Genomic DNA, 13,414 nt, shown 5'->3' with positions numbered 1-13,414 from the left:
ACAGACCGACAAACGGAGCCGCCCCCGGAAACGACAGGACCCCCCGTGCACCCGTCAGAGCCCTCCTACCCTTGCTGCCTTCCGGCCCTGGGGGGGTTCAGAGAGATAACGCCACACGAGGGGCTGTCCACAAGAGTAGCGGATCCCACCCCGTGCCCCGCACCCCCACCCCACCTCCGATCCCGAGCCACCCCCACCCTCATCACCTGCGAGATAGCTGTTCGCGAGCACCCCTCAACATGGGCTAAGCTCTCCCACGGAGGATTCGCCTAGAGGCCTAGGGCGCACGCTTGGAAAGCGTGTTGGGGGCAACCCCTCACGAGTTCGAATCTCGTATCCTCCGCCATGGCTGACCAGCCATAACGATGGCCCCGACCGCCTAGCGGTCGGGGCCATCGTCGTTCCGTGGTCTCAGTTTTGGTCTCAGTCGCCGACCGGACCCGCCACTCAGTCCATGACCACACCACGCCGGCCACGACGAGTCGGGCAAGGTCACCTCGGGCTCGGCCTCACCGCCCTCGCCTGTACCGGAAGGCAAGGACAAGCTGGTCGGCCGAGGCGGACACCAACCTGCCGTCGAGGCCCGACCGACTCCAGCAAGCTCACGATCAAGGTTCCAGCGTTCAATCGGTCGAAATTGTCGGTGCGATGTGGAGTACAGATCTAGCATCTGTACATGACCTCGGATGACGCCGCCCAGCCGTGCCCGATGCCCAACGCCCATCGCCGACTGATGGATTGCCACGCCCAGTGGCACCGCCTGCATGAGGTCTACTTCGACCCGCACGAGTTCAGGTTGACCTTGAACTCCCTGGTCCCGAATCTGCGGAATGTTACCTGGCTGCTCCAGAAGCAGAAAGCTCAACTCGCCGGCTTCGAAGAGTGGTACCCACGATTTCAGCAGAATTCGGGTAGCAGCGAGATCATGCGATGGGTAGTTAAGTCGCGCAACCGCATAACGAAAGAGGCTGACCTCGAGCTTCTTAGCGAGCTGCAGGTCATCTGGCATCAGGATTGGCTTAAGCGCACAATCGGCACCTCGTCAAAGTATCCGCCCAGGATGTCGATCCGAGAGATCGTGAGCGAGGTCATGCGAATCTACCGGCCTCCCTTCGGGACTATGACCGTAAAGCGGCGGTGGGTCGACAGGGCGCTGCCCACCTGGGAGCTCCTGGATGCGACAAGCGAGGCGTACTCGCGACTTGAAGGGCTGCTAGCCGAAGGCCACTCAGTGGCTGGTGTGCCCGTGTGCGATCTGGAGGCCCACGACCGGGAGTGCGTAACCTCGGCCCTTCGAGCATCAGGTACAAGGCTGCGTTGCATGCTAGACGCCAAGGATGATCTTGAGGCCAACTTTGACCTGGTGGACGGCGTCGAGATCGAGTCCACCTCCTTGACCATCGAACGTGATGAGGATTTGCTCGCAGAATCAGTCGAGCGCTACGGCGGCAGGCTCATACTGCCAGCCGGCGACCCCATCAGCGCAGTACCGGGGTTCATGGCGAGCGCTCGACTGCTCATGGAGAAGGATGGCCAGCACGCGACCTTCACATTCCTGTACCGCGGGGACGCGCTGCTCCACATGGGCGGGCTCATCTTCGACAGTCAGAGCTCGAAAATCCTCGCATTCGAAAAACTTGCCAGTGAGATGAAAGCGGCGAATGCTGACGGCATACTTGTGATCGCGGAGTCGTGGTTCGCTCTTCCCACCGAGAGGGAGAGAGAGCTGGAGACTATATTCTTCCCCGCGCGCGATCGACTGGATCGCAAGGAAGCGCTGACGGTGTATGCGGCCACACGCGATGGGCGCACAGCTGGGATGATTTCCATGGTCATGCGTGACGATGCTGGGCGGGCGATCTGCGCCGAGCCGGTCGAGATGGACGACCCGGTCGCCAACACGCTGGCTCCCATCCTCAGGATGTGGGCCGAGATGGACTCGACGACAGACTGACTGCCAGCCAGGACCCCAACAGGATGAGCGAGTGCCGCCCTGCCTCGGTTGCGTCTGCAACCAAGGCAGGGCGGCACTGTCATCTGCGCCTCATGATCCGCCACCAGCGGCGGTGTAGCCATGCTCTACCGCCTCACCCCACAGGGCCTCGCCTATCTTCTTGCCGACGTCGTTCAGCATCGGCTCGGTGACGTGCTGGTAGCGCTGGGCCATCGAGGTCGAGGACCAGCCCATGATCGCCATCACGATCCGCTCCGGCACGCCGAGCAGGAGCAGGACGGTCGAGGCGGTGTGGCGGGCGTCATGGAGGCGGCCGTCGCGGATGCCGGCCTCGCGCAGGAGCCGCTTCCAGTGGTGGTAGTCGGTGCTGGGGTTGAGCGGCTCGCCGGTCTCCGAGGTGAAGACGTAGCCCTTGTCCGTCCAAAGGTCGCGCGCGAGGGCCCGCTCGCGGTCCTGCTCCTCCTTGTGTTGGCGGAGGATCACGACGAGCTGCTCGGGCAGCGGCACCGCGCGGCGACCGGCACGGGACTTGGTGTCCTTGGTCTCGCGCCGGACCAGCTCCTTCTGCGGGCAGAAGCCGGGCTTGCGTCCGCAGCGGTCGCCGCAGCCGTGCCGGTACTTGGGCCGCAGCCGACCGCGCCGGACCCAGGCGACGCCTCGGGTGAAGTCGACGTCCTTCCACTGGAGCCCGAGTACCTCGCCCTGCCGCAGGCCCAGGGCGAGCGCGAAGATCCAGCGGGCGGAGTTGCGGCGCTGGCGCGCCGTGTCCATCAGCGCCTGGACCTCCTCGATCTCGAAGGGCTCGACCTCCTCCTCTTCGAGCTTCGGGGCCTTGGCGACGGTGGCCACGTTGCGGGTGAGGTGACCGCGCCGCAGGGCCTCGCCGAGGGCGACCCGGACGGTGCGGTGGGCCTGGTGAGCAGTGCCGGCGGCGCTGCCGGCGTCCTGCATCTTCCGGTAGAAGCGTTCCAGGTGCTCGGGCTCCAGCTTCTCCAGGCGGTGGGCGCCGAGGCCGGGGACGAGGTGCACGCGGACGGCGACCTCGTAGCCGTCGTACGTGTTCTCGCTGACCGTGCCGGGGACGATCTCGGTGATCCAGTGGGTCAGCCACTTGCCGACGGTCCACTTCTGGCCGGCCTTGGGCACGGTGCCGTCGTCGCGCAGCTTCTCCAGCTTGCGGACCTTGGCCGTGACCTCGGGGCGGGTCTTGGCACTGACGTGGCGCCGGTCGGGAGTGCCGTCGTCCTTGACGCCGACCGTGACGCGGCCGTGCCAGCGCCCGTCGCTGCCCTCGTAGATCGAGGAGTCGCCGTTGGGCTTGCGGGTGTTCGCCATCGGTTCCCCCTCAGGCCGCGAGCGCCGCGGTCGAACTGGCGGCTTGCGTACGGCCGGCCACGTACTCCTTGAGCGCCTCGGCAGGCACACGGCGGAGGCGGCCGATCGTCACGGACGGCACCTCGCCCGACGCCACGAGGGCGTACATCGTGGTGCGGCCGACACCGAGGCGGCGGGCGGCTTCCTCGACCGTGAGGGCGACGAGCGTGGGATCCGGAGCCGCATCGCAGTTCACGACGAGGGCGAGCAGGCTCTGCTCGGGCAGGCCAAGAGCCTCCGAGAGGCGGGCAAGGGTAAGGGCGGGCTGAGGCATGGGACTCCTCGTCAACCGCATGGGGCTGGCACCCCGGGCGGCCTGATCGTGTGATGGGTGGTCATGGCGGCGCGATCCCTCACCCAGGCGCGCTAACACCTGGAGCAAGACGCGGACGGGTCTGGCGGTCCGTCACGCGTGCCGCGTGGTTCGGGTAAGTCAGGTCAGACAGCAGCTCCCGCGTGCTTACTGCTCGCTGAACGGCCTCATAGGGCAAGGAGCTTGCACTCGCCCCCGGACTCTAGATTTCCTCATCCGCAGCAGGCTGACTGCCGGACGCTTCGGGAGTCTCCTCGGAGACGTGCCCCCAGTCGTCGTGATGGCTGAGGTCGAGGTGGGCAAGTTCTGGCGGCAGGGTCGGCGGAGTGATGCCCTTCTCGCGCATCGTCCCTCTTCGGTCCTGGATTTCCTGCGAGTAGTCGCCGATGATCTCGTCGAACTGATTGACCAGCTTGACGTTGGCCTCGCGGGTTGCCGCGTCACGGGCCGTGGCGACTTTGCGGCGGTACTCCTCCGAGCTGCTGATCGTCTTCTGCAGGCCATAGAGCGTCTGGTTGTAGTAGCGGATCTCGTCGAACCGCAGCTCCAGGTCGTTGGTCGGCTCGTGGTCGAGCGGCTGCTCACCGCAAACCCACTGGAGCGCCTCGCCGGTGGAGCACATCAAGCCTGGGAGTAGTTCGATCTCCCCCACCTCGCCCAGGGGGACGAGGAAGACGACCGGGGGAACACCGAGGACCTTGGCGAGGACCAGCACCTCAGCGACGTCGACGCTGGAACGCCGGCCGTTCTCAAGGTTGGCGATGACGTTCCGCGCGATCGGGTAGCCCAGCTTCGCGCAGGCCGCAGCGACGTCCTGCGCGCTCATCCCCCGTTCCTCGCGGAAGCGCCGGACCGCCTCGGCGACGCGGCCGGTCACGCCGGCCTGCCAGTCCTTGGGGTTCGTCATGGCAGCAAGATAGCGAGCCGACACAGATGAAGTCAACATTCGGCACAGATGCCGTGTCATAGCGACACAGCATCTGTCTTGACGGAACACATCTGGTGTGTGTTTACTCTGCGTACGTTGACGGACTCAGGCCAGCACGATCGGCCGCGCGAGCCCGGAAACGAGCGCGGCCCCCGGTGTTAGCGCACCGAGGGCCGTAAGGCTCCCTATCTGACCACCCATCAAGACGATCAACCGCCGTGCGGCCTGCCAGGGCCTGATGCACAGCGGGAGGGAATCCATGTCCCAGCCTACGGGCCCGGCGTACGGGCCGTCGAGCTCCGGTGCGGCCGACGCCGTCTTCGACGACGAGCACGCGGTGTTCCCGAAGGGGACACCGCCGAACGACCTGGACGCCGAAAGGGCGGTCATCGGCGCCTGCATGGCATTGGGCGCGCCGGCGATCGACGCCGCGCGCGCCACCCTCGACGCCGGCGACTTCTACCGGCCCGCCCACGAGACCATCTGGCGCGCAATCCTCGACCTCACCTTCGAGGGGGCCCCGACCGCTGCGGTGGCCGTCGCCGACCGGCTGCGAGGCACCGGTGTCCTGGACCGCGTGGGCGGCGTGGACTACCTGGTCCGGATCGCGGCCGAGGCGCCGCCGTCGGCGAACAACGCCGACTACTACGCGGTCATCGTGCGACGCGAGTCGGATCTGCGGAAGCTGCACGCCACAGGCATCCGGACCGTCCAGCAGGCCCTGCTGCCCGGCGCCCAGCCGGACGAGATCCGCAGCGCGCTCGACGCCGAGGTCCGCGAGGGACGCGAGCGGGCGCTGGCCTCCGGAAACAGCCGCCTGTCGCGCTTCATGGTGGACGGCTGGGCCTTCGTCACCAAGACCGGGGCTGACAAGGAGCCGCTGTGGGGCACCCGCGGGGAGACCGCGTGGGCGGCCGGCGAGAGCCTGATGATCGTCGGTGCTCCCGGCGTCGGCAAGACCACGATCGCCCACCAGGTGATCTTCGCCCGGATCGGCCTGGTCGACTCGGCGCTCGGGATGCCCGTCGCCGAGAGCAAGCGCGTCCTGTACCTGGCGATGGACCGGCCCCAGCAGATCGCCCGAGCCATGGCCCGCCTGGTCCGGCCCGAGCACGAGAAGCTGGTCCGCGAGCGGCTCCTCATCTGGGAAGGCCCGCTCCCGAGCAGCCTGGACAAGGAACCCAGCCTCCTCGCTGAGATGGCCACCGCGCACGGGGCCGACACCATCGTCATCGACAGCCTCAAGGACGCGGTCAGCACCCTCGTCGACGACAGCCTCGCCATTGCCTACAACAGCGCCCGAAACCGGGCTCTGCGCGAGGGCGTCCAGGTGATGGAACTGCATCACCAGCGGAAGGCCACCGCCGACGCCCCGCGCGGCCAGCGCCCCGCCCTCGACCGCGTCTACGGCTCCACCTGGCTGACTTCCGGAGCCGGCAGCGTGCTGTTCATTGCCGGTGAGGCCGGCGACCCCGTCGTCAACCTCCACCACCTCAAGACCGTCACCGGGGAGATCGGCCCGCTCACCGTCGTCCACGACCATGAGGCGGGCACCAGCGCCGTCGAGGAGACCATCGACATCGCCGAGCTCCTGCGCGCGACACCGGACGGCGTGACCGCCAAGCAGTTGGCGACCGCAATGACCGGCGACAAGAAGCCGGAGGCTGCAGCCATCGGACGAGCCCGCCGACGGCTGAACACCCAGGTCAAGTCCGGGCTCGCCGAGGTGGAGAAGGGCTCCGCCGGCGGCATCGGCGGCGGCAAGGAGGATCGCTACTTCACCACCGCCCGCCACATCACCGCGAGCGCCCCGCCGACCGCCGTCGAGCAGCCCGCGATCCCGCTGACCGTCGTACCGGCCGCACCGCTCGCCAGTACCGCACCGACGCTCCCCGAGCCGCTACTGACCGATGCCGAGAGCCTCCGGGTCACGGCTGCGACGGCCGCGTCACCGGGAACAGGGCGTTTTCGCGAGCGTTCACGCACCCCCACCACCGCGACCGTTGTACAACCCGTTGTCGCGCCGGACGCTCCCAGGAAGAACCGCAGGTAGGAGCGTTTTCGCGACCGTTTTCGCCGTTGTCGCACCCGAGCGTTTTCGCGCGGACCCCCCTTTAGAAGGGGGTTCGCGTAAACGCCCCGGCGCTGAGCACGTGCCCGCAGAGACCCGCAGCCTCCGACAGCAGCGCCTGTGGCCCGTGGCCGCCGCCGCGGCCAGCGACTCCAGCAGCAGACGGCGATCCCCTGACCACATCTTCACGGCAAGGACTGCACCCCCTTCATGCCCAGCACCACGCCGGCCGCCCGGCCCACCGGCTTCGGCGCCTTCGCCTACCGCACCGTCACCCTGGTGATGGCCGTGACCGCCGGCCTCGCCTTCGCCTTCTCCTTCGGCAACGTCTGGGCCCTCGCCCGCCGTCTCGCCATCCCGGCTCCCGTCGCCCCGCTGATCGCACCGATGGTCGACCTGTCTGTCGTCGGCCTCATGGTCGCCCGCAACCACCTCTCCGCCACTGGCACCGACACCGCCGAGCTGCGCTCCGCGAACCGCCTGATGCACCTGTGCGGCCTGCTCACCATCGCGCTCAACACCGCCGAACCAGTCCTCGCCCGGCACTACGGACGTGCCCTCCTCGACGCCGTGGCCCCCGTGCTCCTCCTCGGCTGGAGCACCGTGGGCCCGAAGCTCCTGCACCTGCTCCACGCGCCCGCCCCCGACACGGCAACCGAACGCGCCCGCGCCGAGCACGCCGAGGGCGAACCCAACGACGATCGGGCTGCCGCGCCGCAGCCGGTACCCGAGGCTGACGCTTCGGCAGAGGCCGAGCCCGACGAGGACGTTCCGCCCGTGCGGCGGGAGCCGGTGGTCGGGGGCAAGCGCACCGGTCGCAGGCCTGGAGCCAGCATGGAGGAGCTCGCCGCCCTCACCCGCCCGGCCGTGGCCGAGCAGGGCGCCACCCACGCCGTGGTCAAGCAGGCCGTCCGCGACGCCGGCAAGACGATCTCCAGCGACCGACTCGGCGAACTGGTGCACCTCCTCAAGGCCGAACAGGAGGAAGCCGCAGCCTGACCCGGACCACGGACTTCCGGAACCCCCGCACCGCACCGGTGCGGGTTCCGGAAGCCCCCCGGCGCCCGCCACCTACACCGCATCTCCGGCACTGCCGAGCCGCGTCTCCGCGGACCATCACCCCCACAACCGCCGCCTTCGGCAGCCCCTCACGACAGCAAATCCGGAGACCCCTGTGCCCACCCCGCACGAGCACCACGAACCCACCCACACCCTGCCGAAGGAGAGCCGCAAGCGCGGTATTCTGACCGGCCTATGGCATCGCGCCTTCGGTAACTCGACTCCTGGCGGAGCCAGTTGTACCCATTCTCCGACACTTCGCGCGGGTCAGGGGTCATCCGCCCCAGGGGTGGCGGATGAGGCCCGGCGCGAGGGCGCGCCGGACCAGGCAAAGGCCCTCGGCCCGGACGAACTCAACGCGCTGCAACTCGACATCCTCACCCGCGTCCGCGCCGACCAGCCCCACACCGAGCCGACCACCGACGCCGAAGACGAGACCGCCCGCGCCGCGTTCCTGCACGAGAGCACCGCCGCCCTCGACGTCCCGCAACTGCCCGCCCCTTCCGGTGCCCAGCCGATGCCCAAGGGCAAGATCCGGAAGCACACCGGAACCCGCCGCAAGGCGAAGGTCGGACCGGTCGGCTACACCCCACAGGAGCACGCCGAGCTGCTCGACGCCGCCGACCGCCACGGCTATGGGAAGACGATCTCCGGATACGTCGGCGACATCTCGCTGGCCTTCATCCGGGGCGAGTTCACCGTCGACCTGCCCCTGCACACCGAGCGCCTCGCCCTCCAGCAGTTCCGCGCCGGCGTCCTCCACCAGATCAACCGGATCGGCAACAACATCAACCAGCTCGTCCATGTGCTCCACCGCGACGACCGCGTCGAACCCGACATCGGCGAGCGCCTGGAACGCCTCGAACGGCTGCTGACCGCCATCGCCCGAGCACTGCTCATCCCCACCGACTCAACCACCTCGAAGGAGGCGTGAGCACGTGATCCCCTCCATCAAGGCCCCCGGCAGCAACACCCGCGGCCTGCTCGCCTACCTCTACGGGCCCGGCCGCCACGACGAGCACCTCGACCCGCACATCGTCGCCTCCTTCAGCCCGCTCGGCCTGCCCGACCCCGGCCGCGACCCGCACGCCACCCTCACCCAGCTCGGCCGGATCCTCGACGAGCCGGTCAACCTGCGCAACAGCGGCTTCGGCAAGAAGGTCACCGACCACGTCTGGCACTGCCCCGTGCGCACCGCACCCGGCGACCGCTACCTCTCCGACGCCGAGTGGGGCGAGATCGCCCGCCGCATCGTCCACGCCGCCGGCATCGCCCCCGACGGCGATCCGCACGGCTGCCGCTGGATCGCCGTGCGCCACGCCGACGACCACATCCACATCCTCGCCACCACCGTCCGCCAGGACGGCCGTCGCCCCAAGCAACACAACAGCGGCAAGAACGCCCAGGCCGAAGCCCGCGAGATCGAGAAGGAACTCGGCCTCCACCAGGTCCAGCCCGGCGACCACACCGGCGAGCGAGCCCCGAGCCAGGCCGAGATGCACAAGGCCGACCGCCTCGGCTGGCAGCAGACCAGCCGCGCCTGGCTGCAGGACCGCATCCGCGACGCCATCCCCCACGCCACCAACGTCGAGGAACTCCTCGCCTACCTCCAGGCCGACGGCGTCGAGGTCAAGCTCCGCCGCCTCCCCTCCGGCGACCTCCAGGGCTACTCTGTCGGCCGCCCCGGCGACACCAACGCCAAGGGCGAGCAGATCTTCCACCCCGCCAGCAAGATCTCCCCTGACCTCTCCCTGCCCAAGCTCCGAGCCCGCCTGGCCGCCGGCACCCCCGAAGAGCACCCCACCGCACGGCGCAACCGGCCTGCCACCAGCTGGCAGCGCACCACCACCGCCCTCGACGCCCTCCACCAGCACCTCGCCGACGAGACCACCAGCGACGGCGACAGCGGAGACGGCGCGCTCGCCCAGGCGCAGATCACCGCGCTGGGCGACATCCTCAACGCCACCACCCAGCAGGCCCCCGCCGCACTGCGCGCCGAACTGCGAGCCGCCACCCGCGCGTTCACCCGCGCCCAGCGCTCCCAGGTCCGCGCCGACCACCGGGCCACCGCCACCCTGCGCCGGGCCGCCCGCGACATCATCCGCACCAGCGACAGCCCCGACGCCGCCGCGCTGGCCACCATGCTCGCCGCCCTCGTCTGGGCCGCGATCCTCGCCAGCCGCTGGCACCAGGCCCGAGGCCACGCACAGCAGGCCCAAGCCGCCCGCACCGCAGTCCAGCACCTGCGGGACGCCTACGACCAGGCCGCCGCCCAGCACCTCGCCGCCCTCGCCCACCGCCAGCCGCCGACGGAGGTCACCAGCACCATCGCCGGAGACGTCCGCTCCGCCGTCCCCGACCACGCCGCCCGCATCCTCGCCGACCCCAACTGGCCGGCACTGGCCACCGTCCTGGCCGACGCCAAGGCCCTCGGCCACCACCCCCGCCGCCTCCTTCAGGAGGCCGCCGCCCGCCGCGAACTCACCACTGCCCGCCTGCCCGCCCAGGTCCTCCTCACCCGCATCCAGCACACCAGCCGCGACCCCGCACCCAACCCCGCCGCCGAAGCCGCCCTCCTCCGCTCGTCCTTCGCCGCCGCAAGGCGGCAGCCCACCGCCGACCAGGCCGCACCGGCCCCGGCCCCGGCCCCGAGCACCGCACCCCAGCACCGCCGCCGCTGATGCGTGATGTCGGTTCGATGTCTTCTCCGGTGGCCGGGAACCACCCGGCCACCGGACGCCTTGTAGAGCTGGCAGCCAGCACCCCGACGTCGAAGGGCACTGCATGACCGACTACGACCACGACTTCTACTCCCCGATCCCCGACCGCCGCCAACCGACCATCCGCGCCGTCCGCTACCCCGACCCGCTCGACGCCCGCGGAATCCCGATCACCTGCTCCCGCTGCGGCGCCCGCCGCGACTGGCTCCTGCTCAACGTCCGCGACCAAGTGTTCGTCCGCTGCCGCTGTGCCAACGAGTGGCACGAGCCCGACCTCACCCGCGCCTTTATCGACCTCCACTTCACCGCCCCCGAGGACGAGTGGCAACGGTGGGACGACTACGAGACCGGCATGCGGGCCCTCGCCTTCGACGGGCTCCTTGCTGGCACCACCTGGGACTGATCAGAAAGGCCCCCACCTGGCGGGCCTCAGGAACTCCTAGGCCATACCGAACGCCGGCTCGACGGCCCGGCGAACAGCGGCCTCGGTCCGAAACCACTGCACCGCGCCCGCGAGCACCGGTACCGTAGCCCTCTGTAATGCTTCCAATACAGCAGCGGGGGCCAGCGTGGGGAGCAGCGGCATCACGTTCGGCAAGTTCATCGCGCTCCGCCGCGCCGAGATGGAGTGGACCCAGCTCCGTCTCGCGGCCGAGCTCGACCGCAGCGAGGTCTGGATGTCGCTGGTGGAGCGCGACTTGCAGCAGGTGAAGGACCTGACCTTGCTGCGCCGCCTCGCGGCGGTGCTGGGCTGCGAGCTCGGCGAGCTGATGGCCTTACCGCAACCGGCTGCGGACCGGCCGAGGTCCCGCCCCCGCAAGGCCACCTCCGCTACGCTGACGAGCACTTCCGCTGCCGAGGAGGACGATGTGCGACGCCGCCCGTTCCTGACCCTGGCGGCTGCCGCCCTGTTCGCTCCGGTCGCCGGCCAGCAGGCCGCGCATGCCGAGACGGCGTCTCCCTTGGCCGGCCTGGAAGACCTGCTGCTCTACGGGCCGGGCCGGATCCCAGCTCCTCGGCGCGAGCCGACCCAGGAGGCGGTCGCTGCATCGCTCCTGACGTCGCGCCAGGAGTTCAAGGCGGCCAAGTACGACGCACTCGCCGAAGCCCTGCCGGTGCGGATCACCGCCGCCCAGATGGTCGGCACGCAGGAGGAGCGCGCCCGCAACGTCGCCCAGCTCTACAACCTCGCGGCGCGACTGTGCATCAAGGTCGGCGACAACAACCTGGTGGCCATCACCGCAGACCGCGCGCTGACCTCCGCCCGCGCGGGCGGCAACCCGCTGGTGGTCGCCGAGTCCCAGCGGATGGTTTCCAGCTCGTGGCGCCGCCAAGGCGGCCTGGCCAGGGCGACCGACATCGTGGTGGTTGCGGCTGAGGACCTCCTCGCTGACAACACCGTGCCCGAGACCGCCCGCCTGGCCACCCGCGGCGAGCTGTACGCCACCGCCGCCTACACCGCCGCGAAGACCGGGGACCGCTCCTACGCGCACGCCCTGATCCGCGAGGCAGCTGACAGCGCTGCCGCAGCCAGCCGTAAGTCGGGCTTGGTGGACGGGATCCAAGGCGTAGCCCTGCACGAACTGTCGGTGCACTACGAGCTCGGCGACGCCGGCCGGGCGATCGAGCTGGCTGCCACCATCGACCCAGCCTCGCTGCCGACTGCCGAACGGCAGGCCCGCTTCTTCATCGACGTGGCCCGCGCGTTCGACCAGTGGGGCAAGCCCGAGCAGTGCTACCGGGCCCTGCTCGCCGCCGAGCAGGCTGCCCCGCAGGAACTCCGGCGGGGCGCCGTCCGCGACCTCGCCACCAACCTGCTGCGGCACGACCGCAAGCTGCCCGGCATCCGGGATTTCGCCACCCGCGCGGGCGTGCAGACCATCTGACCCGTAGTCGGGTTACGGCCCGTACTCCCGCTACGGATCCGGCCTTCGGTACCGCGGTTCACTGGGAATCTCCCCAACCGCCCCCTGATGCCGAAGGCTCTTGCATGCCCACGCACAGCACCGCCTTGCCCTCCGCCGGCCCCCGCCACGCCGCGCCGGACCGCGACCGGCTCGGCACCTTCCTGACTGCCTGCTGGGCAGCCCTGCACCTGCCCGTGCTCGCGCTGCTCGGCCTCACGGTCCACAACCACCCCGCCGCGGCCAGCGATCAACTCCCGGCCACCGCCCCGGACCTGCCCGTCTCGTAGGCCCGCGGGCCACCAGTCTCCCTTCTTCCACTCGCTCGCCCGAGAGGAGATGCAGCCCATGAACCGGCTGACCGACGCGCCCACCATCAACACCGAGTTGGAGCGCATCGACTACCGCACCACACCCGCCTACTACTTCGACACCGAGCACATCACCGACCCGCTCGTACTGCACCTGTTGACCTGCTGCCCGACCGTGTTCGGCCTCAAGAAGGCCATCACCGACCTGATGGCCGGTCACCTGGACGTCCCGCTGCCGGAACCGACCGGGGTCATCGAACCCGGCGCCACCGTCCGCGGCCAGGTGGTCGTGGCGCCCGGAGCGGTCATCGCCGAGGGCGCGTTCGTCACCGGCCCCGTGCTGGTCTGCCCCGGCGCGGTCATCGAGGCCGGCGCCCGGGTCCGCGACAACACCGTCATCGGCCCCGGCTGCCGGATCGGCTTCGGCGCCGAGGTCACCCGCAGCCTGCTGACCGGTGGGGTGTTCATGAAGCACACCAGCTTCGTCGGAGACTCCGTGCTCGGCCTGGGCGTCAACATCGGCGCGTTCGTCTCCACCACGGGCCTGCGGGTCACCTCCGGTCCGGTCACCGAACCGGCCACTGAGGAGGTCTGTGCCCACCTCGACGGACACCGCATCGCCACCGGCCAGACCAAGTTCGGCGCGGTGATCGGCGACGGCGTGATCGTCCCGGCCGGCACCGTGCTCCAGCCCGCCACCCTGATCGGCGCGCACACCCTGCTCTACCCCAAGACCCAGGTCGGGGGCTTCTTCCCCGCCGGAAGCCAGGGAAGGTGACC

The 13,414-nt window shown here is 69.8% G+C and carries 12 protein-coding genes, 1 tRNA gene and 1 other RNA gene; 10 read left to right on the top strand and 4 right to left on the bottom strand.

What is annotated here, in order from left to right; translation table 11 throughout:
- Positions 1-29: 29 nt before the first annotated feature.
- An RNA gene (ffs, locus tag FHX73_RS14625) (signal recognition particle sRNA small type) lies at positions 30-128 on the bottom strand.
- A gap of 130 nt (positions 129-258) precedes the next feature.
- Here ffs and FHX73_RS14620 point away from each other — a divergent pair.
- Together FHX73_RS14620 and FHX73_RS14615 are read left to right on the top strand one after the other, a co-directional pair.
- Positions 259-346 (top strand) — tRNA-Ser (locus FHX73_RS14620).
- Between the two features lie 330 nt (positions 347-676).
- Positions 677-1,954, top strand: coding sequence for an MBT domain-containing protein (locus tag FHX73_RS14615; protein WP_246213532.1), 1,278 nt, complete (start codon positions 677-679; stop codon positions 1,952-1,954).
- A gap of 90 nt (positions 1,955-2,044) precedes the next feature.
- Here FHX73_RS14615 and FHX73_RS14610 read toward each other — a convergent pair whose 3' ends face one another.
- From FHX73_RS14610 to FHX73_RS14600, 3 genes are all read right to left on the bottom strand, one after another.
- Positions 2,045-3,289, bottom strand: coding sequence for a tyrosine-type recombinase/integrase (locus FHX73_RS14610; RefSeq protein WP_145905424.1), 1,245 nt, complete (start codon positions 3,287-3,289; stop codon positions 2,045-2,047).
- A 10-nt stretch (positions 3,290-3,299) separates the two neighbouring features.
- A complete protein-coding gene (locus FHX73_RS14605) occupies positions 3,300-3,602 on the bottom strand; it encodes a helix-turn-helix domain-containing protein (protein WP_145905423.1) in 303 nt (100 codons plus the stop codon).
- A 241-nt stretch (positions 3,603-3,843) separates the two neighbouring features.
- On the bottom strand, positions 3,844-4,548 hold the full coding sequence (locus FHX73_RS14600) for a helix-turn-helix domain-containing protein (RefSeq protein WP_170304920.1): 705 nt from the start codon (positions 4,546-4,548) through the stop codon (positions 3,844-3,846).
- 280 nt (positions 4,549-4,828) lie between these two features.
- Between FHX73_RS14600 and FHX73_RS14595 the strand changes: the two genes are divergently transcribed.
- From FHX73_RS14595 to FHX73_RS14560, 8 genes are all read left to right on the top strand, one after another.
- Positions 4,829-6,622 carry a DnaB-like helicase N-terminal domain-containing protein gene (locus FHX73_RS14595; RefSeq protein ID WP_145905421.1) on the top strand — a complete coding sequence of 598 codons (1,794 nt, stop codon included), beginning with the start codon at positions 4,829-4,831 and terminating at the stop codon, positions 6,620-6,622.
- A gap of 228 nt (positions 6,623-6,850) precedes the next feature.
- Complete coding sequence (locus FHX73_RS46200; protein ID WP_246213531.1) at positions 6,851-7,639, top strand: DUF2637 domain-containing protein; 789 nt, start codon at positions 6,851-6,853, stop codon at positions 7,637-7,639.
- A 349-nt stretch (positions 7,640-7,988) separates the two neighbouring features.
- The gene (mobC, locus tag FHX73_RS14585) at positions 7,989-8,633 is read left to right on the top strand and encodes a plasmid mobilization relaxosome protein MobC (RefSeq protein WP_145905420.1); all 645 of its coding nucleotides are present in this window, start codon (positions 7,989-7,991) and stop codon (positions 8,631-8,633) included.
- Between the two features lie 4 nt (positions 8,634-8,637).
- Complete coding sequence (locus FHX73_RS14580; protein ID WP_145905419.1) at positions 8,638-10,380, top strand: relaxase/mobilization nuclease domain-containing protein; 1,743 nt, start codon at positions 8,638-8,640, stop codon at positions 10,378-10,380.
- Between the two features lie 103 nt (positions 10,381-10,483).
- Positions 10,484-10,822, top strand: coding sequence for a hypothetical protein (locus tag FHX73_RS14575; protein ID WP_145905418.1), 339 nt, complete (start codon positions 10,484-10,486; stop codon positions 10,820-10,822).
- Positions 10,823-10,988: 166 nt separating this feature from the next.
- A complete protein-coding gene (locus FHX73_RS14570) occupies positions 10,989-12,305 on the top strand; it encodes a helix-turn-helix domain-containing protein (protein ID WP_246213530.1) in 1,317 nt (438 codons plus the stop codon).
- Between the two features lie 104 nt (positions 12,306-12,409).
- Positions 12,410-12,613, top strand: a complete 204-nt coding sequence (locus tag FHX73_RS14565) for a hypothetical protein (protein ID WP_145905417.1) — start codon at positions 12,410-12,412, stop codon at positions 12,611-12,613.
- Between the two features lie 58 nt (positions 12,614-12,671).
- Entirely contained in the window at positions 12,672-13,412 is a 741-nt protein-coding gene (locus tag FHX73_RS14560; RefSeq protein WP_170304919.1) for an LbetaH domain-containing protein, read from the top strand.
- Positions 13,413-13,414 lie beyond the last annotated feature (2 nt).

The sequence above is a fragment of the Kitasatospora viridis genome, assembly GCF_007829815.1.
Taxonomy (GTDB): Bacteria; Actinomycetota; Actinomycetes; order Streptomycetales; family Streptomycetaceae; genus Kitasatospora; species Kitasatospora viridis.
The sequence above is the reverse complement of the archived record's forward strand: the minus strand, read 5'-3'. Positions and strand labels throughout refer to the sequence as shown.

Bases quoted from the DNA above. Each gene is read 5' to 3' on its own strand.
- FHX73_RS14615 (WP_246213532.1), top strand. From the start codon at position 677: ATGACCTCGGATGACGCCGCCCAGCCGTGCCCGATGCCCAACGCCCAT.
- FHX73_RS14610 (WP_145905424.1), bottom strand. From the start codon at position 3,289: ATGGCGAACACCCGCAAGCCCAACGGCGACTCCTCGATCTACGAGGGC.
- FHX73_RS14605 (WP_145905423.1), bottom strand. From the start codon at position 3,602: ATGCCTCAGCCCGCCCTTACCCTTGCCCGCCTCTCGGAGGCTCTTGGC.
- FHX73_RS14600 (WP_170304920.1), bottom strand. From the start codon at position 4,548: ATGACGAACCCCAAGGACTGGCAGGCCGGCGTGACCGGCCGCGTCGCC.
- FHX73_RS14595 (WP_145905421.1), top strand. From the start codon at position 4,829: ATGTCCCAGCCTACGGGCCCGGCGTACGGGCCGTCGAGCTCCGGTGCG.
- FHX73_RS46200 (WP_246213531.1), top strand. From the start codon at position 6,851: ATGCCCAGCACCACGCCGGCCGCCCGGCCCACCGGCTTCGGCGCCTTC.
- FHX73_RS14575 (WP_145905418.1), top strand. From the start codon at position 10,484: ATGACCGACTACGACCACGACTTCTACTCCCCGATCCCCGACCGCCGC.
- FHX73_RS14565 (WP_145905417.1), top strand. From the start codon at position 12,410: ATGCCCACGCACAGCACCGCCTTGCCCTCCGCCGGCCCCCGCCACGCC.
- FHX73_RS14560 (WP_170304919.1), top strand. From the start codon at position 12,672: ATGAACCGGCTGACCGACGCGCCCACCATCAACACCGAGTTGGAGCGC.